This is a genomic window from Serinicoccus sp. JS2-9 (genome assembly GCF_059025165.1).
In genome coordinates, this window is sequence record NZ_CM180091.1 from 212,941 (window position 1) to 233,433 (window position 20,493).

The following is a 20,493-nucleotide window of genomic DNA, read 5'->3' on the forward strand; positions in this document are numbered from 1 at the left end:
GCACCGTGCTACCGCTCGGCTCGAGGACGACGTGACCACCGCATGGCGGTTGGCGGCGGCCTAGGACCCTGCCACCGCGATCCGCTCGCAGCGTTCTTGCGGCTTGCCTTCCGGTAGGCGCAGCACCCCCCGGGAGTACCGGGTGTCGGCACATCGGGGGTGTTGGCGGTAGAGCACCGCGTCGTCAGGGATGTGGACGTGCGAACCGCCTACGGACCTCGTCGCGTCGATCAGGGAGGGCACGGGGTGCGGCTCACGTGAGCTTGATATTGCGGTGGGCTGCTCCTGGGCCGGTGACCTCCTGGCGGCCCACGCCTTGCGCACGACCGCCCAGTCGCTGGCCCGGACAGCGAACGACTCGGCCCACGGCATCGCCGGTCCCGTCGTCGGGCTCGGGTGGGTGAGGACCGGTGTTGATGTGATGAGGGACCCCAGCCCGCCCGAGACGGGATACACGGTCCCCGGTGGTACGTCGAGCTGCACGGCCTCGGCGGCGCTCCACAGGACTGGGGTTGTCTGGGTGCTGTTGGTGGCGTGCTCGGCGTAGGTCTGCAGCAGGCGCCGGCCTGGCAGGCACCGGACCTCGACGAACACGAGCACTTCAGCATGAGCGTTCATTGCCACGTCGCAGGCATGCATCACCGAGGACCGGAAGGCGGCCCTGGGAGCTCGTCGCAGGTCCCTGCCGGAGAAGATGAAGGTCTCCCACCGGTCGGACCGTATCGGCAGCTTGTTGCGGTTCAGCTCTCGATCCGCGACCGCGAGGATGACCACCCGCCCTCCTACCCCTGCCTGGCGCAGCCGAATCAACGAACTGCTTACGCTGTAAACATCGACAGGTTTGACCGCAACCTCGGCGGTGGTAAAGACCCGAGGCATCGGGGCGGGTTCAGGGCCGTACAGACGGCCGCCTGACCCGCGGATGGCCCGATGCGCCCATCGCGGGCACCCCAGCCGGACCGGGGGCTAGTGCGAGACGGTGTTCTCGATGCGGTTGAGCAGGCTCTCGAGGCCGGTCTCGAACTCGGCCTCGCTGTGGTCCTGGCTGAGGCGGTCGCGCATCCGCACCACGTGCGGCGCCTGCCCGAGGTCGACATCTTCCCTCGTGTCTTGCTCTGGGATGTCGGCGCTGCCCTCGTTCATCGGTTCGTCCATGGCGGCAACATTCTCGACCTGGGTGGAAACCTCCAAGAGCAGGGACCCGACGAGGAAGCTGGTGAAGGCCTTGTAGGTGTCCACCGCTTGGTCGTCGCTGAAGCCTCGCTCGCACAGGGTGGCCAGGAGGTGCTCGACCATGGCGATATCGCGCAAGGGCGGTCGCAGCCAGGGCGCCGCTGGGTGCCGTGAGACCACCAGGGGGAACGCCGTGGGGTTGGCCAGGGCCATCTGGCGGATCTCGTGCGCGACGTGCTGCAGGTATTCCTGCCAGCTGGTGGTCTGCGCGGCCTCCACGCGCTCGATGAGCCCGTCCAGGAGGCTCTTCACGACCGCCTCCAGCAGATCCTCCCGCCCGGAGACGTACCGGTACAGGGCCATCGCCTCAACCCCGAGGTCGCGGCCCAGGCTGCGCATGGTCATCTGGTCCACACCATGAGCCTCGATACTGGCCAGGCCAGCTTCGACGATGCGCTGACGGCTGAGGCGTGGCGGCCGCGTGGACCGCGCCTCGTCCGGCTCCTTTGGGCTCATCGGCACGCCTCCTGGAAGTCCACCCTGACACACGCCCCGCGTGTCGGCTCGTCGTCCCCGTCGCGGTCAACTCGCGACTGACTCGGGCAGGCGTCCCTTGCGCTTGGCGAACGCCTGCGTGGACTTGTGGTTGATGCTGACCCGCACCAGCTGCACGATCGCCCCCGAGACCAGCGCGAAGGCCATGGCCTCCCCCCAGCCCACCTCCGGGTCCTCGGGGTTGCTCGGGGAGTTGCTGCCGGTGACGAACTTCCACGTCGTCTCGATGACGTTCTTGGCCATCACCCCACCACCGATCGCCGCCGCCGTCGTCGCCAGACTCCACATCTTGTCGCCCACTGGAACTCACCACTTCCTGGTCTTGGCCCGGACCCCCGAGGCCACGCTTGCACGGCTTCCGATGACGCCGTACGTTTACACTGTATTCGCATGCTGGGCACCACAGCAAGGCGACGCGGCCCCAGTCCGGGGTCCGCGCGACACCTCCTCTGCAGTCAGGAGCAGACGATGAGCAAGATCATGATGGCGACCGCCTTCGGGGCCGGGTACGTCCTGGGCGCCAGGGCGGGCCGGGAGAGGTATGAGCAGCTCAGCGCCAAGGCGCAGGAGCTGTGGGGGCACCCGAAGGTGCAGGAGCAGGCGGACAAGGCCAAGCAGCAGGCCGGGAGGGTGACCGAGCAGGCCAAGGGCCGGCTGAGCGACGCCCAGGACGGCGACCGGGACAGCATGGATGGCCCGTGGGAGGTCGACACCGACACCGCCCTCGCGGGTGATGACCAGGAGGGGCCTCGTGGCTGAGCGGTTCACGCCGGACACCGATCATGCGTCAACGGGTGAGCTGATCGGGCGGTTGAGCGAGCAGACGAGCACGCTCATCCGGGACGAGATGCGCCTGGCGCAGGCTGAGCTGAGCGCCAAGGCTAAGAACACGGGCGTGGGTATCGGCATGTTCGGCGCCGGTGGCCTGCTCGCCTTCTTCGGCATCGCCGCCCTGATCACGACGGCCATCCTGGCCCTCGCCCTGGTGCTGCCCCCGTGGGCCGCCGCCGGCATCGTGACACTGCTGCTGTTCGCGGCGGCGGCGGTGGTGTCGCTGGTGGGCAAGAAGCGCGTGCAGGAGGCCACCCCGGCCAAGCCCGAACGTGCCATGGACAACGTCAAGCAGGACATCGCCGAGGTCAAGGGGGCAGCCCAGTCATGAGCACCACACCGCACGAGAACCCCGACAGCGACAACACCCAGGACGAGGCCAGCAACGACCCGGCACAGATCGAGGCCGACATCGCCCGGCACCGCGCCGAGCTCGGCGACACCGTCGACGAGCTCACCGAACGCCTGGACGTGAAGAAGCAGGCCCGGGGCAAGGTCGAGTCGATCAAGACCCGCGCCAACGCCGGGCTAGGTGAGGTTAAGACCAGGTTGAACAGTGATGACCACCGGGACGTGCTCAGCGTGCTGGCCCCCGCGCTCGGTGCCGTGGCCGCAGTGGTGCTGATCATCGGGGTCGCCCGGCGGGTGCGGCGGTGAGCTCCAGGGCAGCAGAACGCAGGGCCGCGCAGGCGGACGCCCCGGAGCCCGAGCGGGAGGACAAGCCGGACACGCCCGCGGAGATGACCGGGCCGGCGTGGAAGTACACCGCGGTTAAGGCGTTCCGGGAGTTCCTGGACGACGAGTGCACCGACCTCGCGGCCGCGCTGACGTACTACGCCGTGCTGGCCATCTTCCCGGCGCTCATCGCGATCTTCTCGCTGCTGGGGCTGGTCGGGCAGAGCCAGCAGGTGGTCAGCGCGGTGATGCCCGTGCTGAGCAGCGTGCTGGGCGAGTCCGGGTCGTCCACCCTCGAGCCGGTGGTGCAGTCGTTGGCCACCTCCCCGGGTGCCGGGCTCGCCCTGGTCATCGGTCTGGCGACCGCGCTGTGGTCGGCCTCGGGGTACGTCACCGCGTTCAGCCGGGCGATGAACCGGGTCTATGAGATCGAGGAGGGTCGGCCGGTGTGGAAGCTGCGCCCGGTCATGCTCCTGATCACCCTGGTCATGGTGCTCATGGTGGTGCTCATAGCCCTCATGCTCATCGTGTCCGGTCCGGTGGCGACGGGGCTCGGCGAGGCGATCGGCCTGGGGTCGACCGTGGTCACCGTGTGGCAGGTCGCCAAGTGGCCGGTCGTGCTGGTCCTGGTCATGCTGCTCGTGGCGCTGCTGTACTACAGCACGCCTAACGTGAAGCAGCCGAAGTTCCGGTGGCTGAGCATCGGGGCCGCGTTCGCGATCCTGGTCTGGGTCCTCATCTCGGTCGCGTTCGGCTTCTACATCGCCAACTTCTCCAGCTACGGAGCCACCTACGGCTCGTTCGCCGGGGTGATCATCTTCCTGCTCTACCTGTGGATCACCAACCTCGCGCTGCTGCTCGGGGCGGAGGTCGACGCCGAGCTGGAGCGCTCACGCCAGCTCATCGCCGGCATCGAGGCCGAGGAGGACATCCAGCTGCCTCCTCGCGACGACGCAAAGATCGTCGCGAGCGAGGAGAAGGAGCAGGCGGACCAGGACAAGGCCCGCGCGCTGCGCCGCAGCGGCGGGGACACCACCGACCCCGACCAGACCCGCTGATATACGTGCTCAGGTGAGGTAGCGCAAGGCAGGGGAGGACGTGAGTCGTGACGCAGGCAGTGACTTTCGGTCTGCTCGGGTCCAGCGCGCTCGTGCTGGGTGCCGTGGTCGGGGGACGGTTTCAGATCCCCAAGCGGGTGCTGGCCGCGATGCTGGCCTTCGCCTCCGGGGCGCTCATCACGGCGCTGGCGTTCGAGCTCTTCGAGGACGCGCATGAGCAGGGCGGCCTGTGGCGAGCCGGACTAGGCCTGATCGTGGGGGCGGTGGTCTTCACCCTCCTCAGCGCGTGGCTGGACTGGGCCGCCGCCGCCGGAACGGGTGATGACACCGACCGCGGCAGCGACAAGCTGGACAAGCAAGCTGCCACGGAAGGACAACGTGCCGCGGCACCCTCAGTGAAAGGGGCTGCCGGGATGGCGCTGCTCGCCGCGGTCACCCTCGACGGCGTACCCGAGAATGTCGCTCTGGGCGTATCCCTGGGCGAAGGGACAGGTGGCCTGGCGCTGCTCGGTGCGATCTTCGTATCGAACTTCCCGGAGGCCCTCGTGGGCAGCGCCTCCATGCGCGCCCAAGGGCGAACACATACCTTCGTCCTGGTGACCTGGACCATCTGTGCGTTGTTGCTCACGGCCGCTGTCGTCCTGGGTGCGGGTCCGCTGGCCAGCGCCACACCCGAGACCATCTCCTTGCCCCTCGCCTTCGCCGCCGGCGCGGTCCTCGCCTCCTTGGCTGACACGCTGATGCCCGAAGCATACGAAGAAGGAGGTCCCACGGTGGCCCTCGCGACCGCAGCCGGCTTCGTCCTGTCATATCTCCTGGCGACCCTCTGACCGAACACGCGCCACGCACTCTGGACCCGAAAGCACTTAAGTGGCTCTTCGACTTTGAGCGTGGTGGGGCCCTGACGTAGGGCTCGCGGCCCTGCGCCAGCATGGGTGTTGTCTAGGCATCCAAGAGCGAGGACCGCGAGCGTGCACCAGCGTACGTTCGACGTCGATGCGGCGTCGATCTTGTTCAATCTGTCCGGGTACCGAGTCGTGAGCGCCGGCCCTGCTGTCGGCGACCAACCGAGGCAGGTGGTGATCGAGACCGTCGTCTGCGAGCGTGCCTGCCCGTCCTGCGGGGTGCTGTCCTCGCGGGTCCAGGCACGCCCGACCCAACACGTGAAGGACGTGACCTGCGGCGGGCAGCCGCTGGATGTGGTCGTGCGCAAGCGGCGGTACGTCTGCCGTGAGGCGCTGTGCCCGCGGCGCTCGTTCACCGAGGAGACCGAGCAGCTGCCGGCGCGGGCACGGGTGACGACGCGGCTGGCCGAGCAGGTGATCTCCGCCTGCCGGGCCGAGCCCCGCGCGGTGTCCCGCGTCGCGGACGAAGCGGCCTTGTCGTGGCCGACGGTGATGCGGATGCTGACCACCACCGTGGACCTGGACACCGGCGTGGACCGCCGGCACGTGGCGCGCCTGGGGATCGATGAGCACCGGTTCCGCACCGTGCGCTACCTGCGCGACCCCGACACCCAGACGGTGAAGCGGGTCGAGCCGTGGTCGATCGTGTTCACCGACCTCGATGACGGCGCGATCTTGGACGTCGTCGACGGCCGCCGCGGCGCGACGGTCAAGGCGTGGTTGGGTGCCCGGCCCCGGTGGTGGCGCCGGCGGATGCAGGTCGTCGCACTGGACATGTCCAGCGAGTTCCGTGCCGCCGTCCGCAAGGCCCTGCCCAAGGCGAGGGTCAGCGTCGACCACTGGCACGTGGTGCGCCTGGCCAACGAGATGGTCACCAAGGTCCGACGGCGGCGGGTGTGGGAGTTGCACGAGCGCCGTGGCAGGGCGTGCGATACCCCGTGGAAGTACCGCAAGCTGCTCACCTGCGCTGGCGACCGGCTCACCGTCCGTCAGCGGACGAAGCTGCAGCAGATCCTGGCCGAGGACGTCGAGCTTGCCGTCGCGTGGGGCATCAAGGAGCACGTCCGCCAGGTCCTCACCGCCCGGGACACTCCCTCGTTCCAGCGGCATTGGGCCGCCCTCGAACGCGCCGTCCGAGCCACCCACCTGCCCGAGCCGGTCGCACTGTTCCGCACCCTGAAGGCCTGGCGTCGCGAGCTCCTCACCTTCTGCCGGACCAGGATCACGAACGCGAGAACGGAGGCGGCGAACCTGACCGCCAAGACGATCAAGAGAGTCGGCCGCGGCTACCGCAACCACGACAACTACCGATGCCGCATCATTGGCTACGCGCCCCGACCCATCGCGGCGTGAACACCCGGCACCACGCTCAAAGTTGAAGAGCCACTTAAGTGGCTGAACGCGACGGGGCTGCTGCAGATGCCGGCGGAACTGTGATGCTGACGGATGCGCAGCGCGCCCAACCGCCGCAGCTGGGCGCCGAGCGGAGCAATCACACCTGCTCCCCACCCGTCGAGCGGGCAGCATACGTGCATCAGGGACTCGGATGACCACAGCACCCTCAACCTGCCCTGCACCACAAAACCGCAGGTCAGTGACTCTGCGCAGGCCGACTTACCTGTTTTCTGAACAGCAGACTGAAATGGAGACGGCAGATCCCAGATCGCCTGCGGTCACAAGCGATTTCAGAGCTGGCGAAGGGACTCGAACCCTCAACCACCTGTTTACAAGTCACCCGGGGAAAACTCGCTGACCTGGGGATATCGCACGTAACAGTGTCGTTCGGGCCGTTCCGTGCAACATACGGGCTCTTCACAATCCAGGGTGTAGTCGTGGCCTGAATCCGCCGGCCTCGAGCAGCGCTCGGGCGATGTAGTTGGTGAGGTTGCGGAAGCCGAGGGCCAGTCCGCGCAGGTGCTCGAGTCGTCCGTTCACGGCTTCGGTGGGGCCGTTGCTGGTGCGGGGCCGTTCGAAGTAGGCCAGGACGTCGCAGACCCGCCGGGCCAGGGTGCGGCCGAGCGTGCGCAGCTCGACCAGCGGTCTGGGTACGCCGTCGGTGAGGGCGTCGACGACCGAGCGCATCTCGACACGGCCGCTCGCGCGGTCGGGGTCCCGGTAGGCGGAGATCATGCGCTGGTAGATCCCCCAGGTGCACTCGACCTGCACGTGCCGGTCTCCGGCGAAGAGGGTGTCGAGGCGGGCCTGCTGCTTCTCGGTGAGCAGGTCTGCGCCGGTGTGCAGGGTCCGCCGGGCGGAGTAGAGGGGGTCGCCCTTGCGGCCGCGGTGTCCGTGCAGCTCCTGCTGGACCCGGCGGCGGCACCCGTCGAGGGCGTCGCCGGCCAGCCGGATGACGTGGAACGGATCCATGACCGTGACGGCGTCGGGGAGCTCCTCGGTGGTAGCGGTCTTGAACCCGGCGAACCCGTCCATGGCCACGACCTCGATCCCGTCGCGCCAGGCCTGGTCACGGTTGGCCAGCCAGTCCTTGAATGCCTTCTTCGAGCGGCCCTCGACCACGTCCAGCAGCCGGGAGGGACCGGTGCGGTCGCGGACCGGGGTGAGGTCGATGATGACGGTGACGTACTTGTCGCCGCGCCTCGTGTGCCGCCAGGCATGCTCGTCGACGCCGACGACGCGGACGCCGTCGAGGCGGGCCGGGTCGGCGATCAGCAGGCGCCTGCCTTCGGCCAGGACGGCGTCGTTGGCGGTGTTCCAGGAGACGGCGAGCCCTTCGGCGACACGGGACATGGACAGGTGCTGGACCACGATGGCGACCAGGCCCCAGCGCAGCCCGGCTCGGGAGATCTTGGCCCGTGGTGCGGCGGCGGCGGTGGTGTCCTGACGCCACACGTGGCCGCAGTCGGCGCACCTGTACCGGCGCACGGTGAGCAGCAGGGTCGTGGGGCGCCACCCGAACGGCTCGTGCGCCAGCTCCCGGGTCACCGTGTCGCGCGGGACGCCCTGGCACCCGCACCGCCGGCACCAGTCGTCCGGCTCCACGACCCGGCAGGCCAGCACCGCACGGTCGGGCTTGAGCAATTGCCCGGTGACCTCCAGGCCGAGGTCGTCCAGGCGGGTGAAGGTGGTCAGGTCAGCGCGCGTGAAGGTAGCGTCGGGCACGTCGAGGTCTTCCAGATGGGTGGTGTGAGAACTTCCATCTTCGGAAGGCCTCGACACCTACCCCCGGACCGACGCGCCAGCGCCCTCTACACCCTCATCTGCGAAGAGCCAACATACGTGCATCAGGGGTGTCGGTTTGTGCCATCTCCTGCCCGCCTGCCCAAGCACGCTCACATCCCGCGAAGGGTGGTGGTGGTGGTCGAGACTCGGGGGCCCAAGGGAGCGCTCGGCTCCGGGACCGCGCCGCTCCGACGCCTGGTTGCGCTGTCACCAGCGTGCTTGCGGGCTCGCCGGCGAGGTCGGCGAATTGCTGCCCGCCGACGGTTGTGACCGCACGACTCCCGAAGATCGGACGGTCGTCTTCGGCTTTTGGGATCCGCCACGCCAGGCCTACGGCGGAAGGCGCCTCACCACGAGCTCAGGCACCTCCGCGAGCTCAAGCACCTCCGCGAGGGCACAAAGCCGCCCTTCGTAGCGTTGTCGATGCGGAGCGGGCCCACCATGCCGCCAGGGGTTGCCGCTGTGCTTACCCATGCAGGAGACATGCGAGTGGGCAACGGCCCAAAGCCGTTGCCCACTAGCGGTGTCTGCTGAAAGGTCACATGTCTCGCTCCGTGCACCGGGGAAGATGGATCCGCCTGCCTTACGCTACGCACACCCCAGTCCGCCGTCAACCCCTAGCGCGGCGCTCAGCACTCCTCTTCGTCCTCTCGATGTCGCGCAGGAGGGCCTCGTGCATCGAAGGCCAGTCGAAGGTTGTTTCCCCAGGCTCAAGGTTCCACTGCCCGTTCAGATAGTCAAGGAAGACCATCGCCCGATCGAGCCTGTCATCAATATTCCCGACATCGTGAATCTTCGACCTTGCGACCGGGTCAACAATAGGCGTGTCGACAATTATGGAGTCGACATATGCGAAATAGGTAATCATTCGCTTTCGCATATAGGCGCCAGCTTGCGTTACTTGCAAGCTATAGCCGGTCGACTCTTCGTCCCCACGCTTGAGGAGTCTGCGATTTATGCCCCGCTCCAACTGACCCTCCACTTGCTCAATGGAGTAACCCAGTTCCTGGCAGTGCCGATAGAGAACGCCAATATCGACGAACCCGTTGGGGCTAGCCTCGCCGCGCGATTCACACGCAGCAAGCAATATCAACAATAAGAAATGTTCACGGCCATCCTTTGAGATGATGTCAAACACATTGGCAACGGGCGAAGACTCGGGATCATAGTAGGACCCCTCCTCGAACATGATCGCACGCAAAAATTCATGCAGAGGAATAGTGTATCGACCGCCCCGTTCGTGAACCTCAAGGATTCGGCGCGTTGAGACGTATCCACTTCCGACAAACGTCGAAATGAAGTCGAGTGCGCGGCGAACGTTTCCCGAGGACAGATTATCGACTAGTTCCACAAGCGCTTCATTGCGCTCGAAGGCCTCAGTGAGGACATCCAGATAGACCATCAAGTTTTCCGACGTCACAGTAAGACCTGTCGGGAAGGACTCAAGGCGACCGGATCGCTCGAGCTGCTCACGGGCAAACCGAAGGCGCCTGCTGATGACCAAGTCAACGCGTGGCGGCTGCACGGAGAATACCTTCGGCAGATACGCAGTGATGGAACCCGACCGCCTCGACCTATTAAAAGTGTCCGGTCGGAGGCTCAAAAACACCGCCACGGGCCAGGTCTCAGCGAGACTCTGCCCTAAGACATAAATCTGCTCTTGGAACACTGCGTCGTGGTGATCGACATTGTCCAAGATGACTAAGAAGTCTAAATTCCGGGTGCCTCGGAGGTGCTCCAAGCTTCTTCGAACGTGGTTCGTAGGAACGTTTATCTTTTCCTGGAGCATGCGAATTTCTTCCAGTCGATAGGCGGCTGGATCAAGTTCCTGCAGATCCCCATGGATGCTCCGAGAAAATTGGTTGATCTCCTTGTTGTATACCGCTCGCACGAAAGACCGTTCGTTTATATCGACCCCCAGCTGCTCACGCAGTCTTTCTGTTATAGCTTCAGTCAGTGCGCTGGCGGGGTCGCTCAAGACCGCAGACTCACGCAAGAAGTCAACGTAAAATACGAGCGTATTCCTTAGCAGGTCTGCGGCATCCACGCGCACCAGGTGCTTGAGAAAGATCGATTTCCCGACGCCCACATCGCCCAAGAGTACGACTGGCCGCCGGGACAAAGCGGCTGAAACAACTTGCCCTGTGAGGCCACCAGCGTGGCCCTTCTTGTCCACCACCGCTTTAGGAGAATCGCCTTCTAAAATTCCAGCGTAGCGGTTGCGTAGTATCTCCTTGCTTACAGCGGCATACTGGGACAGTGCCCCACTGGTGCAGTAGCACTCCCTTAGGAACTCGTCCGAAACGTCCCGTTCTTGCATGATGTCAAGCAAGAAGAGATCAGCAAGCAGGGAGACGTCTGTCTCGAGTTCAGTGCGCGGGCGAAATCCTGGGTACTGCGGAAGTCGGGCTGAGAGGCGCTCGGGGGGTGGGGGCAGGGAGCCACCGCGAGTGAGCAGTCGAAGCAGCTCGCCTGAGCGCACTCCGGAAGGGGACAGCGCGTCCCACAGCGAAGGGAAACGTTCAACCATGGACGCTGGAGAGCTGAAAACTAGGGCCTTGCCTTCCAATGGTGGAGTGCCGTCTTGGCGATTAGCAATGAACGTTATAAGCTGCTTCCCGTTGCACAGTGCCGCGTAGGGGATGCCGCCGCGCTGGGCATAGCCAAGGACCTGCTGCAGCGCCGCCCGCGTGTCCGCAGAATGCTCCATCAATGTTCGCAGTTGAACGACGCCTTGATCGTCCATGCCGGCTGGGAGCGTGAAGTGAGAGCCAACCCTTTTGGCTTCCACTACTACAACTCGATGCTGGTTGTTGAGGACGTAGTCGAGGTATTGACCGCCCTGATGCTCCTCAGCATTGATATTGTGAGGGTGCCAGCCAAGGCACTCCTTGAGAAGCACATCTATGAGCCTCAGGCGTGTGGTCGCCTCGTTTTCGGATCCAACTACCAGGCTTTCTGCCTCTCGCGCGAAGTCATCGATCTGGGCCCGACAATGTTCATACAACGTCACTGCGCCTCACCCTTGTTGTCTAACGGTCGCCCAGCCACTTCGGCAATTGACATGTTCCCCAGGTTTGAGCCGGCAACTCCGACGCGTCCTAGTCGTGCCATCACGCGCCGCCGCCGCCACGTAGGACTCCTTCGCTCTTCGTTAGGCGACGTCGTCCTGCAACTGCTCGTCTCAGGTTCTGGCATAACCCGGCGCAGCGCGTGCAGCTGCCTAGCTCGGCGTGGGCACCACGGTGGACAGCTGCGGTTGTGGTGTACCCCCAACAGCCGTCTGCTCGAGGGCCAAAGTCGATGCGAGGTGGACCGGGCCAGTTCGCGTTGGGGGCAGTGTGAGGTCCTGTCTCGCGGCGCACCGACTTCGGTTCGTACCAGATCGCTTTCCTCCTGCAGTTGGTGCGAGGCCTCGTGCTCAACGAGCCCACCCAAGGGATGACCCCCCGGAGCCCACGTTGTCCCAGTGGCGGCTCGGAGTCACTGCCTGGCGTCCGGCACACTGGCCGGCTAGTGACTCGACTGCTGAGCGCGAGCGCGTGTAGATGCCAGCTTCGGTGGTCGAGCTCCCCTCTCAGATGCCGCCGCGTCGGGTGCATGAGTGAACCCACCTCCCCATGAGAGTCTCGCCCGCCACCTTGACCGGGCCCTGTCAGGAGACAGTAGCAACACTCTTCGCCCCGGGTTGTGGCTCCGAGGACGTCAAGATGACTTGCCACGGCGCTCCGATGTCGGAGGAGGCCTGGGTCCGGATGGAGGGCCTGCCGGTGGTGTCAGCCAGGGAGCAGCGGACCGAGGTCATAGACGTGGATCGCCACGTCGCAACACTCGAGCGGTACCGCGAGCGGCATTGCCCGCGGGGGCTACACCTTCGGTTGGACGCAATCTGAGGTTGCTCAGGCTGTTCCAAGTCTCGGAAATATGGCGATGCCGCAGGCCGATGTGTCTGTGAAGACGCTGAGCTGCGACGTGCTTCTGGCCGGGGCCGTCATGGTGTGAATTGCGGGTTGCGCGCCAAACGATGGCCGCTAACGGCCTTCACTGACGCACCGTATGTCGCGCGACACCGTCGGTAGTGGCCCGTTTCATGCTGTATGAAGCGCCCTGGGTTCGATGAAGACTCGGGCTTGAGATATCGACTTGAGTTTGGTCGCGCCGGCTGGGCAGTGCAATACGCCGTCTCGTCTCGGCGGGGGGGTAGGTCGTCGGTGAACCTGTGCCGAGGGTTGTTGTGACGGTGGTCCCAGCCGAGGGTGCGGCAGTCCGGCTGTTCCGCGACCCGCTTCACCGTGCCCTGGCTGGTGCCCAGCTCTCCCCGCAGCGTGCGGAACGTCCGCTCCGCCGTCGCCTCCTCCTCATCGGTGGACCGACGCGACGTGGTCGTCTTCCTCGACTGGTTCCTCTCTGAGATGACTCCACCGTCGTCTACAAGGTCCGGGGCCAACCACCCTCGGGGCGGTTCACCTTGTCCGGTCCGTCGTTCCCAAGGTCGATCGACTGGTCCCCGATTGGTCCCGGGCCGCCGACGGCGTCGCAGGGACGGTACTGGGCGACCCGGCCTGACAGAACGCCTTGCGTTCAGCCCGCACCACCGATGTCCTGGCGCGGCTGCTCGCCCCGGTCCAACTGGTCGCCGTCGGAGGCGTCGACCACCCATCGGATCAGCCGGTGAACCTCTCGTGCGGTCAGCGTCTCGGAACCGCACCATGCCAGCGCCTCTCCCGTCTTCAGTCCCCCGTCCCCGATCAACGACCGCAGAGCTCGCCCTGCTCGCTGCTCGCACTCGGCTACCGCCGCGTCACGCTCGGCCAGTGCCACGACCAGCGCCTTGCCCCATTGGGCCTGCCGCCGCTCCTTCTCGGCTTGCTCCTCGCGCGCCTTCGCTCGAGCCTGCCGAGCTCGAAGCCGCGCCTGCTGCCGCAGCGTCTGCTTCTGCACCACGCACCTCCTCATTGACTCCCTCGGCACCTTCTGCACACCTGAAGCGGACGACCCTGCCCCAGGGACTCACCGCCGCACCGACTCGCCCCTCCCCCGACCCGCACGTGCCCAGCACGCCTCGCGCAAATCGACCCTGAGCCAAGCCCGTTCCACGCAGGCTCAGTGATCCTGACGCTGACCGAAGTCGCCCCGCTCATGTCCCACACACCTCTGGCATTGCCGGCCTTGGTATATCGTTGGCACGATAGGAAACCGTGTAGTAGCGACTCACCGGAGACGCCCGTGGACACCACCGCCAGCAACGTCCCCAGCGTTGGAGACGCGCCGACAACGCCTCGCAGATCGGGGCAGAAGGTCGTCTGCGGATGGTGCCGGACCGAAGTGCCCGTTCCTCCCCGCGGGCGCGTCCCGAAGTGGTGCTCCAGCTCCTGCCGCCACCGCGCGTGGGAGCAACGGCGCGCGGCCGACGCTGGTCTCGCCGCAGTCGAAGTCGTCGACCGCGTGGTCGAGGTGGTGAGAGTCGAGAAGGTCGTCGAGGAGCGTCGCGTGCGAGTGCCTGTGCCCCGGTCCCCCCGGTCGGCTCAGGAGTGGGTTGACGTCCTGAACCGACTCGACTGGGCGCTGCAGACCAACCGTCTGGAACTCGACGACCTGGCCGAGATAGAGCCGGCCCTGGCTCGAGTTATCGCCGCTTACCGTGCTCGGAGCGACAAGCTGCACCTGCGTCGGGGCCGTCGATGACTTCTTCAAGCACGGGGCAACGCCGACGTCGTCATTGCCGCGGCTACGACGTGCAACCACACGTTGCTCGCCACCGGGTGCAAGCCCGTCAAACAGATTGCCGCGCGGGTCTGTCAAACGCGGCGTTATGACGTGCAAGCTGCCACTAAGGAAACATCAACAGTGTCGCTTTCGCGCGGTTCTCGAGCGCCGCAAACGCTCAGCTTCTGAGTGCCGCCGGCCGGCAGCATGACGTGCCGGTCAGCGAGTCGTGTCAGCGTCGAGGCCTCGGACCGCGAAGCCATGTTCCGGGAGCCTTTTGGTCTGCCGACCCCCATGCCTGGCGAGCAGCACCGCCGCCAGGAGCCACAGCACCCAGCCCAGCGCTTCGACGCGCCAGTCGACACCGCCTGAGTCGGCTACCGACTGCAGCTGGAAGACGCGGACGCTGTTGATCGCCCCGTGGACGAGTACGGGTGGCCACACCGATCCAGAGACGAGTCGCAGGGCCACGAGGAAGGGCGCCCATGAGGCGATCCCCGCCAGATAAGCGGCGGACTCGGCCGAGATTGGGTCGGGCAGGAACGTGAGCGCTGGAAGGTGCCATAGCGTCCAGGCCCCTGCCGAGATGGCTGCAGCTGCCGGGAACCCGAGGTGTCGGGTCCGGCTGAGCAGCCATCCGCGCCAACCGGTCTCCTCGCCGACGGCGAATGTTGCCTGCAGCACTAGGAGGGGTAGGACGACGGATGCGGCAGTCAGGATCTCGGCGGTTGGTCGTGGGCGCCACCCGAGGAGCAGCCCCGAGACCAGCTGGACTGCCCCAATCAGCACCAGGATGCCCACTCCCATGGCCGCCCAGCGACCGGAACGGTTCCAACGAAGCGCCAGCAGGTCGCGGGCCCGGCCGGGGCGCAGCACCCGCAAGAAGACGAGCGCGGCGAGTAGGGGTGTGAGCTGGGCAACTGGGACCAGCGCCGGGGCCACGTCGGCGTCGCTGAACCCCAGGATGGCCGGGGCGATCACGAGCCAGCACAGCCCGCTGGCCAGGACGATGTGGCCGGCGATCTCACGCCAGGACGGATGGGGGGCGGCCGGTCGGTCACGCTCACTGTGGGTGTTGAAGGGCTGGTTGCCGTGTGTCTGCATGGTGCATCTCCTCGGTGCAGCGAACGCGGGAAAGGTCGTGCGAGATCTCGGATGCCTTGGGATGTGGTGGCTCACTGGCCGTCAACGTCAGTAGTGCTGAGCCCGAACCCCCGGACGGGGACTCGGGAGGGCTAGGGAGCCAGGAAGAGCATCAGGACGAGAGTGAAGAGGAACAAGCTCTGCCCGCTGTGGGTGATGATCCCGACGAGGGCGCTTTGGTAGCGGCGAGACGGTAGTGACAAGAGGAACGTGTCGATGAGGGCGATCGGGATCACCCAGGGGACGTGCAGGTGATAGACGGCGAAGAGGACACCGTTGGCGATCCAGTCCCACGATCCAAAGACGCCCCTCATCCGGGGCAAGAGGTAGCCCCGGAAGAGCAGTTCCTCACCCAGGACTGTGTTGAATACGAAGAAGGCCAGTAGAACCCCGAGCCAGAGCCAAGAGCCGGAGACCGTTGCCTGTCCGTCAGGGGACCCGAGAAAGTCGCCGAAGTCGCGCCCTGTGGCAGGGGCGAGCTCGAACGGAAGAAACTCCATGAGAGCGAACGCGATGACGCAGATCGGGACGACGAGCCATGTTCGTCCCCCGCGTCGGCCCGTACGCGGGTCACGGGGAGCACGCAGCCAGAGCACGTCCCGGACGACGGACCACTTGGAGGTTCGCTGTTCTTTGAAGACGAGAAGTAGGACCAGGACGAACTGCCAGACCATGCCCGCAGTGAGCACCACGATGAGGGACTGCGCGAGGGCGAGGGGAGAGTCCCATCCGGATGCGAGCAGTGGCGCGAGCACCCACGCTAACCCGGCCATGGGTACAGCGGCCGCTGCCCAGACTCCTATCACCCCGGGGAGGGTGAGTTGCGGGATCGGGTTCTCGGCTGCGATGTCACGCTCCGCGCTGCCTTCGGCTGACGCGGGCGGAGGAAGGGATGTCATGATCTGCTGCTCTCCGGCGGCAGGACAGCGAGGCGGGTAGCAGTCATGCCTGCTGCGGCGCGGGTCGCCCTTCGGGGACCGAGGTCGAGGGTGATGCGGTGCGGCGTGGCCAGGCCCAGGCGGAGCGAAGGATGAAGGCGAGAACGCCGACTTCCAGCGCGACGCCGAGGACGTAGAAGTACATCCAGGGCTCGCCCAATTCCCCCACCGCGTTGAACGCCGCGAAGGGGACCTGTAGCGAGGCCACGACCAGGTTCGTGATGCGGTTTGCCCGGGCGGGAAGGGTCATCGAGAGCACGACCATGAGGATGGGTATGGCCAGGAGAGTCAAGGCCGAGATGGCCCAGGTGGGTGTGATGTCGAGCTCCCAGACGACCCCGGCCAGGATGCCGTCGACGACGCCGGGCTTGTAGAGGGCCAGGATGTCCACGTAGACGTAGAGGAACATGAAGCTGGTCCAGGCTGCGGCGAGTTTGGCCTGCACGGGGATCGGTGGGGTATCGAGCTGGTCCGGGGTGTTCGTTCGGTTGGTCATCGGTTCTTCTCCAGGGCAGAGCGGTCCTTCAGCCGCAGTGACGTCAGGTCCGAGGGTGAAAAGGGCACGAGGTGCCGTTCTGGTCGTCGTGGTCCTCAGATGGTGACCACGACCTTCCCCCGGGTGTGGCCGGCCTCGACGTAGCGGAGGGCGTCGGCCGCTTCGTCGAGGGGATAGGTGCGGTCGATCACGGGTGTGACCTGTCCAGTGGTGAGAAGGTCGGCCAGGGTGCGCAGGTCTCTAGGCTTCTCGACCGATGCGAAAGGCTTCAGATGCTGACGGGTGAACCCGGACAGCACGCGCGCTCTGACGATCCGAGCGAGGGGCCCGAGCCAGCGGCCGCCGCGTCCACTGTTGGGGATGAGCGTGCCGGCAGGCGCCAGCGCTCTGCGGACAGCTGCCAGGGGCTGGGCCTCCACGTTGTCGAGGATGACGTCGTAGCGACTCTCGGCGCGGGTGAAGTCGGTCCTGGTGTAGTCCACGACGTGGTCGGCACCCAGCGAGCGGACCAGGTCGACGTTGCGGGTGCTGCATACACCGGTCACCTCGGCGCCGAACGCCTTGGCGATCTGGACGGCGAAGGAGCCCACCCCGCCCGACGCTCCCGTGATCAGCACGGTCTGGCCGGGTCGAACCTTCGCGACGTCGCGCATGGCCTGTAACGCTGTCAAGGCCGAGGTGGGGACTGCCGCCGCCTCCACGAGCGATGTGCCGACGGGCACGGGCGCGACGTGGTCTGCCGGGACGCAGGCGTATTCGGCGAGCGTTCCCGCCGTGCTCCAGCCGAACACCTCGTCCCCGGGACGCACAGCGGTGACGTGCTTGCCGACCGCCGCCACGACGCCCGCGAAGTCCCGGCCGGGGATCCCAGGGCGCGGCCGGCGGAGCCCGAACACCAGGCGCAGCACGTACGGCCTCCCGGTCATGACGAAGTAGTCGCCGGGATGTACCGAGGCCGCGCCCACCTCGTCGAGCACATCGCCCGGACCGGGCAGCGGCAGGTCGACCTCGGTCGTCCGCAGGACCGACGGCGGGCCGTAGCGCTGCTGGACGACGGCCCGCGTCGATGCCGGCCTGTCCTCCGCCGCCTGGCGCGCTGGACCATCCGATGACTGCGTGGCTTTCACCGAAGTCTCCTTACGTCATAGGTTCAACAGCCGACAGCGTCGTACGGTGTACGCACTAGTCGTACGACGTACTATCGACGTACGCTGTACGATTGTCAAGAGGGTTGAGGAAGGGAGGTCACCCGTGCCTGTGGGGAACGAACGTCAGCCCGCGTCGGAGACGGGTCTGAGCAGGCATCGGGTCGTGGTCGAGGCCGTCCGGCTCGCCGACCAAGACGGGGTGCACGCGCTGAGCATGCGCCGGCTGGCAGGCGTGCTCGACGTGGGTGCGATGTCGCTCTACCACTACGTGGCGAGCAAGGAAGAACTGCTGGACGCCATGATCGATGTCGTGTTCGAGGAGATCGAACTTCCTCCCCAGGAAAGTGACTGGCAGACGGCGATGCGACGGCGGGCAGTGTCGGCCCGGCAGGTTCTCACCCGCCACCCGTGGGCGACCGGATTGATGGAGTCGCGGACGACGCCGGGGCCCGCGAACCTCCGTCACCGCGAAGCGGTCACCGCCTGCCTGCGCAGGTCCGGCTTCACGGTCCCGATGGCGACGCACGCCAACTGGTTGCTCGACAGCTACGTCTACGGGCACGCCTTGCAGGAAACGACCCTCCCGTTCGACACCGCCGACGAGCTCGCGGACATGGTCGAGGACGTCTACCTGCCCCAGCTCCCTCCCGACCAGTTTCCCTACCTCCACGAGTCCGCCGCGACGCTCGCCGCCACCGGTTACGACCCGGCAGAGGAGTTCATCTTCGGCCTCGACCTCATCCTGTCCGCGCTCGAGCCCCTGAGAGCCTCCGCATAGTCGGAAGGCCGAGGGGCGGTCCTGCTCGGTAACTCAGGAATGTCTGTGAGACAGGCCACGGCCCGCAACCCCATCAGGACGCCGAAGCCTCCCCATACCGTCTCGGGCGGCCCTGCCGCAGGCGCAGCCAGCGCTGCTCACAGCAGCGCTGCTGTGAGCAGCGCCCTGACGTCTGGGCCGAATCCTCACTGAGAGTGGTCACATGAGCACCGAATCAGCACCGGCGGGTCGATCTCTAGACGAGGAGATGTACCGGCGCCTGTTTGAGCGTCGAACGCTGCTCCTGGGCGAACCGCTGGAGGACTGGAACGCCAACCGCTTGTGCATCGGCCTGCTCTTGCTGGCCGTCGAGAACCCGGCCGCGGACATCAGGCTACTCATCAACTCACCCGGCGGCTCGGTGCCGGGCATGCTCGCGATCCGCGACTGCATGCGAGCGATCCGGAATGACGTGGTCACAGTCAACGTCGGCATGGCCTACAGTGCCGGTCAGTTCCTGCTGTCCTCCGGCACCCCGGGAAAGCGGTTCGCGATGCCACGCTCCAAGGTGCTGCTGCACCAGGGGTCGGCCGGCATCGGTGGCACGGCAATGGACATCGCCATCCAGGCCGACGACCTGCGGCATACCCGGGACACCGTCCTGAGCCTGATTGCCGAGGACACCGGTCAGGACGTGACCACCGTGGAGCGCGACTCGCGGCGGGACCGATGGTTCGATGCGCACGAGGCGATCGACTATGGGTTCGTGGACCACGTCATCGACAACATCGACCAGGTGATGCCGGTCGCCAGCCGGCCGGTCGGCCTCGGAGGACGTCCATGAGCAGCTACCCCATCCCCTACGTCACCACCCGCACCCACCAGGGAGAGCGCACGGTCGACATCTACTCCAGGCTGCTCGCCGACCGGATCGTCTACCTCGGCACCCCGATAGACGACGGGGTCGCCAACGCGATCATCGCCCAGCTCATTCACCTGGAGTCCGACGATCCAGACCAGCCGGTCCAGCTCTACATCAACTCCCCGGGCGGCTCGATCCCCGCGATGCTGGCGATCTACGACGCGATGCAGTTCGTGCGGGCGGAGGTTCACACCACCTGCGTGGGACAAGCTGCCTCCACGGCGGCTGTGCTGCTCGCCGGTGGCGAGGCCGGGCGTCGGGCGATCCTGCCGCACGGCAGGGTCGTCATCCACGCGCCTGCCGCCGAGGGACGAGGCGCGATCCCCGACCTGATTCTGGAGGCCGACGAGGTCGAACGGGTCCGCACCATGCTCGAGGAGGTGCTTGCCACTCATACCGGCAAGCCACGAGAGCAGATCCGGGAGGACACCGAGCGCGACTTGATCCTCACTGCAGAGGGGGCCTTGAACTACGGCGTCGTCGACGCCGTCTACACCAGCCGCGTCAGCAATGGCGAGTGAGCGTCAGGCCGCCAGGCAGACCGGGCCGCGACTCATCTGCGTGGCAGCCCGCCGCGTGACCTCACCAGCACCAAGGTCCAAAGCGCCGGCGACCGCGCTAAGCACTTCGGAGGAAGGGTCCTTGCGGCCACGCTCAATCTCCGAAAGATACTGCGGCGCAATGCCCGCGCGCTCGGCGACGTCAATGATCCGCTCGCCCCGGTCGAGTCGCTCCTGCCGGACGGTGTCACCCACCGCCTCACGCCACAACGGCTCGGCCAACGTTGTGTGACGGCTCGGGAAGCGGATCACCTCGGACACATTGCCCAGCCTACCCAACGGCAACCTGCCATCCGGTCCCACGAGACTGATGCTCCGTTCTGCCGCTTGGCAGCGCATAGGAAGCATGCTGCGGCCCGGGCCGAGCAGCCTGAGCCTGAGAGATCCTGCCGGCAAGACCGCACGCGTACCCGTCCCAATGTGCGCGACTGGCCGCGTATGACGGC

General features: G+C 66.4%; 20 protein-coding genes. 9 read left to right on the forward strand and 11 right to left on the reverse strand.

All coding sequences use genetic code 11. The features are described 5' to 3' along the window. Positions 1–60: 60 nt before the first annotated feature. From AC5PYY_RS01120 to AC5PYY_RS01130, 3 genes are all read right to left on the reverse strand, one after another. The gene (locus AC5PYY_RS01120; protein WP_493897995.1) at positions 61–774 is read right to left on the reverse strand and encodes a hypothetical protein; all 714 of its coding nucleotides are present in this window, start codon (positions 772–774) and stop codon (positions 61–63) included. 192 nt (positions 775–966) lie between these two features. Further along, positions 967–1,689 (reverse strand): TetR/AcrR family transcriptional regulator, encoded by a 723-nt coding sequence (locus AC5PYY_RS01125; RefSeq protein ID WP_493899306.1) that lies wholly within the window; start codon positions 1,687–1,689, stop codon positions 967–969. A gap of 66 nt (positions 1,690–1,755) precedes the next feature. Beyond that, the gene (locus AC5PYY_RS01130) at positions 1,756–2,028 is read right to left on the reverse strand and encodes a DUF4235 domain-containing protein (protein ID WP_493897996.1); all 273 of its coding nucleotides are present in this window, start codon (positions 2,026–2,028) and stop codon (positions 1,756–1,758) included. Positions 2,029–2,196: 168 nt separating this feature from the next. Between AC5PYY_RS01130 and AC5PYY_RS01135 the strand changes: the two genes are divergently transcribed. The 6 genes from AC5PYY_RS01135 to AC5PYY_RS01160 all read left to right on the forward strand — a co-directional run bounded on the left by AC5PYY_RS01135 (position 2,197) and on the right by AC5PYY_RS01160 (position 6,550). After that, positions 2,197–2,487: a hypothetical protein gene (locus AC5PYY_RS01135; protein WP_493897997.1), complete on the forward strand. Its 291-nt coding sequence runs from the start codon at positions 2,197–2,199 to the stop codon at positions 2,485–2,487. Continuing rightward, positions 2,480–2,890: a phage holin family protein gene (locus tag AC5PYY_RS01140; protein ID WP_493897998.1), complete on the forward strand. Its 411-nt coding sequence runs from the start codon at positions 2,480–2,482 to the stop codon at positions 2,888–2,890. Before AC5PYY_RS01135 ends, AC5PYY_RS01140 begins: the two co-directional genes overlap by 8 nt. Further along, the gene (locus tag AC5PYY_RS01145) at positions 2,887–3,216 is read left to right on the forward strand and encodes a DUF3618 domain-containing protein (RefSeq protein ID WP_493897999.1); all 330 of its coding nucleotides are present in this window, start codon (positions 2,887–2,889) and stop codon (positions 3,214–3,216) included. Before AC5PYY_RS01140 ends, AC5PYY_RS01145 begins: the two co-directional genes overlap by 4 nt. Beyond that, positions 3,213–4,292, forward strand: a complete 1,080-nt coding sequence (locus tag AC5PYY_RS01150) for a YihY/virulence factor BrkB family protein (RefSeq protein ID WP_493898000.1) — start codon at positions 3,213–3,215, stop codon at positions 4,290–4,292. Before AC5PYY_RS01145 ends, AC5PYY_RS01150 begins: the two co-directional genes overlap by 4 nt. A 47-nt stretch (positions 4,293–4,339) precedes the next feature. Further along, positions 4,340–5,122, forward strand: a complete 783-nt coding sequence (locus AC5PYY_RS01155) for a ZIP family metal transporter (protein WP_202817345.1) — start codon at positions 4,340–4,342, stop codon at positions 5,120–5,122. 141 nt (positions 5,123–5,263) lie between these two features. Then, positions 5,264–6,550 (forward strand): ISL3 family transposase, encoded by a 1,287-nt coding sequence (locus AC5PYY_RS01160; RefSeq protein ID WP_493898001.1) that lies wholly within the window; start codon positions 5,264–5,266, stop codon positions 6,548–6,550. 459 nt (positions 6,551–7,009) lie between these two features. Here the strand turns inward: AC5PYY_RS01160 and AC5PYY_RS01165 are convergent, their stop codons facing one another. From AC5PYY_RS01165 to AC5PYY_RS01195, 7 genes are all read right to left on the reverse strand, one after another. Then, entirely contained in the window at positions 7,010–8,317 is a 1,308-nt protein-coding gene (locus tag AC5PYY_RS01165; RefSeq protein ID WP_493898002.1) for an ISL3 family transposase, read from the reverse strand. Positions 8,318–8,987: 670 nt separating this feature from the next. Next, positions 8,988–11,279 (reverse strand): hypothetical protein, encoded by a 2,292-nt coding sequence (locus AC5PYY_RS01170; RefSeq protein WP_493898003.1) that lies wholly within the window; start codon positions 11,277–11,279, stop codon positions 8,988–8,990. Positions 11,280–12,958: 1,679 nt separating this feature from the next. Further along, positions 12,959–13,318: a hypothetical protein gene (locus AC5PYY_RS01175; RefSeq protein ID WP_493898004.1), complete on the reverse strand. Its 360-nt coding sequence runs from the start codon at positions 13,316–13,318 to the stop codon at positions 12,959–12,961. Between the two features lie 984 nt (positions 13,319–14,302). Next, positions 14,303–15,187 carry a CPBP family intramembrane glutamic endopeptidase gene (locus AC5PYY_RS01180; RefSeq protein WP_493898005.1) on the reverse strand — a complete coding sequence of 295 codons (885 nt, stop codon included), beginning with the start codon at positions 15,185–15,187 and terminating at the stop codon, positions 14,303–14,305. A 131-nt stretch (positions 15,188–15,318) separates the two neighbouring features. Next, complete coding sequence (locus tag AC5PYY_RS01185; protein ID WP_493898006.1) at positions 15,319–16,125, reverse strand: CPBP family intramembrane glutamic endopeptidase; 807 nt, start codon at positions 16,123–16,125, stop codon at positions 15,319–15,321. Between the two features lie 43 nt (positions 16,126–16,168). After that, positions 16,169–16,660, reverse strand: coding sequence for a DUF6326 family protein (locus tag AC5PYY_RS01190; protein ID WP_493898007.1), 492 nt, complete (start codon positions 16,658–16,660; stop codon positions 16,169–16,171). Positions 16,661–16,755: 95 nt separating this feature from the next. Then, complete coding sequence (locus AC5PYY_RS01195; RefSeq protein WP_493898008.1) at positions 16,756–17,637, reverse strand: NAD(P)-dependent alcohol dehydrogenase; 882 nt, start codon at positions 17,635–17,637, stop codon at positions 16,756–16,758. A 334-nt stretch (positions 17,638–17,971) separates the two neighbouring features. Here AC5PYY_RS01195 and AC5PYY_RS01200 point away from each other — a divergent pair, with 334 nt between their 5' ends. The 3 genes from AC5PYY_RS01200 to AC5PYY_RS01210 all read left to right on the forward strand — a co-directional run bounded on the left by AC5PYY_RS01200 (position 17,972) and on the right by AC5PYY_RS01210 (position 20,008). Further along, a complete protein-coding gene (locus AC5PYY_RS01200) occupies positions 17,972–18,586 on the forward strand; it encodes a TetR/AcrR family transcriptional regulator (protein ID WP_235585621.1) in 615 nt (204 codons plus the stop codon). 247 nt (positions 18,587–18,833) lie between these two features. Next, positions 18,834–19,409 (forward strand): ClpP family protease, encoded by a 576-nt coding sequence (locus AC5PYY_RS01205; RefSeq protein WP_493898009.1) that lies wholly within the window; start codon positions 18,834–18,836, stop codon positions 19,407–19,409. Continuing rightward, positions 19,406–20,008 carry a ClpP family protease gene (locus AC5PYY_RS01210; protein WP_493898010.1) on the forward strand — a complete coding sequence of 201 codons (603 nt, stop codon included), beginning with the start codon at positions 19,406–19,408 and terminating at the stop codon, positions 20,006–20,008. Before AC5PYY_RS01205 ends, AC5PYY_RS01210 begins: the two co-directional genes overlap by 4 nt. A 3-nt stretch (positions 20,009–20,011) precedes the next feature. On the opposite strand, the gene AC5PYY_RS01215 is transcribed toward AC5PYY_RS01210, so the two are convergent. Beyond that, positions 20,012–20,308 (reverse strand): helix-turn-helix domain-containing protein, encoded by a 297-nt coding sequence (locus AC5PYY_RS01215; protein WP_028130775.1) that lies wholly within the window; start codon positions 20,306–20,308, stop codon positions 20,012–20,014. Between the last annotated feature and the right edge of the window lie 185 nt (positions 20,309–20,493).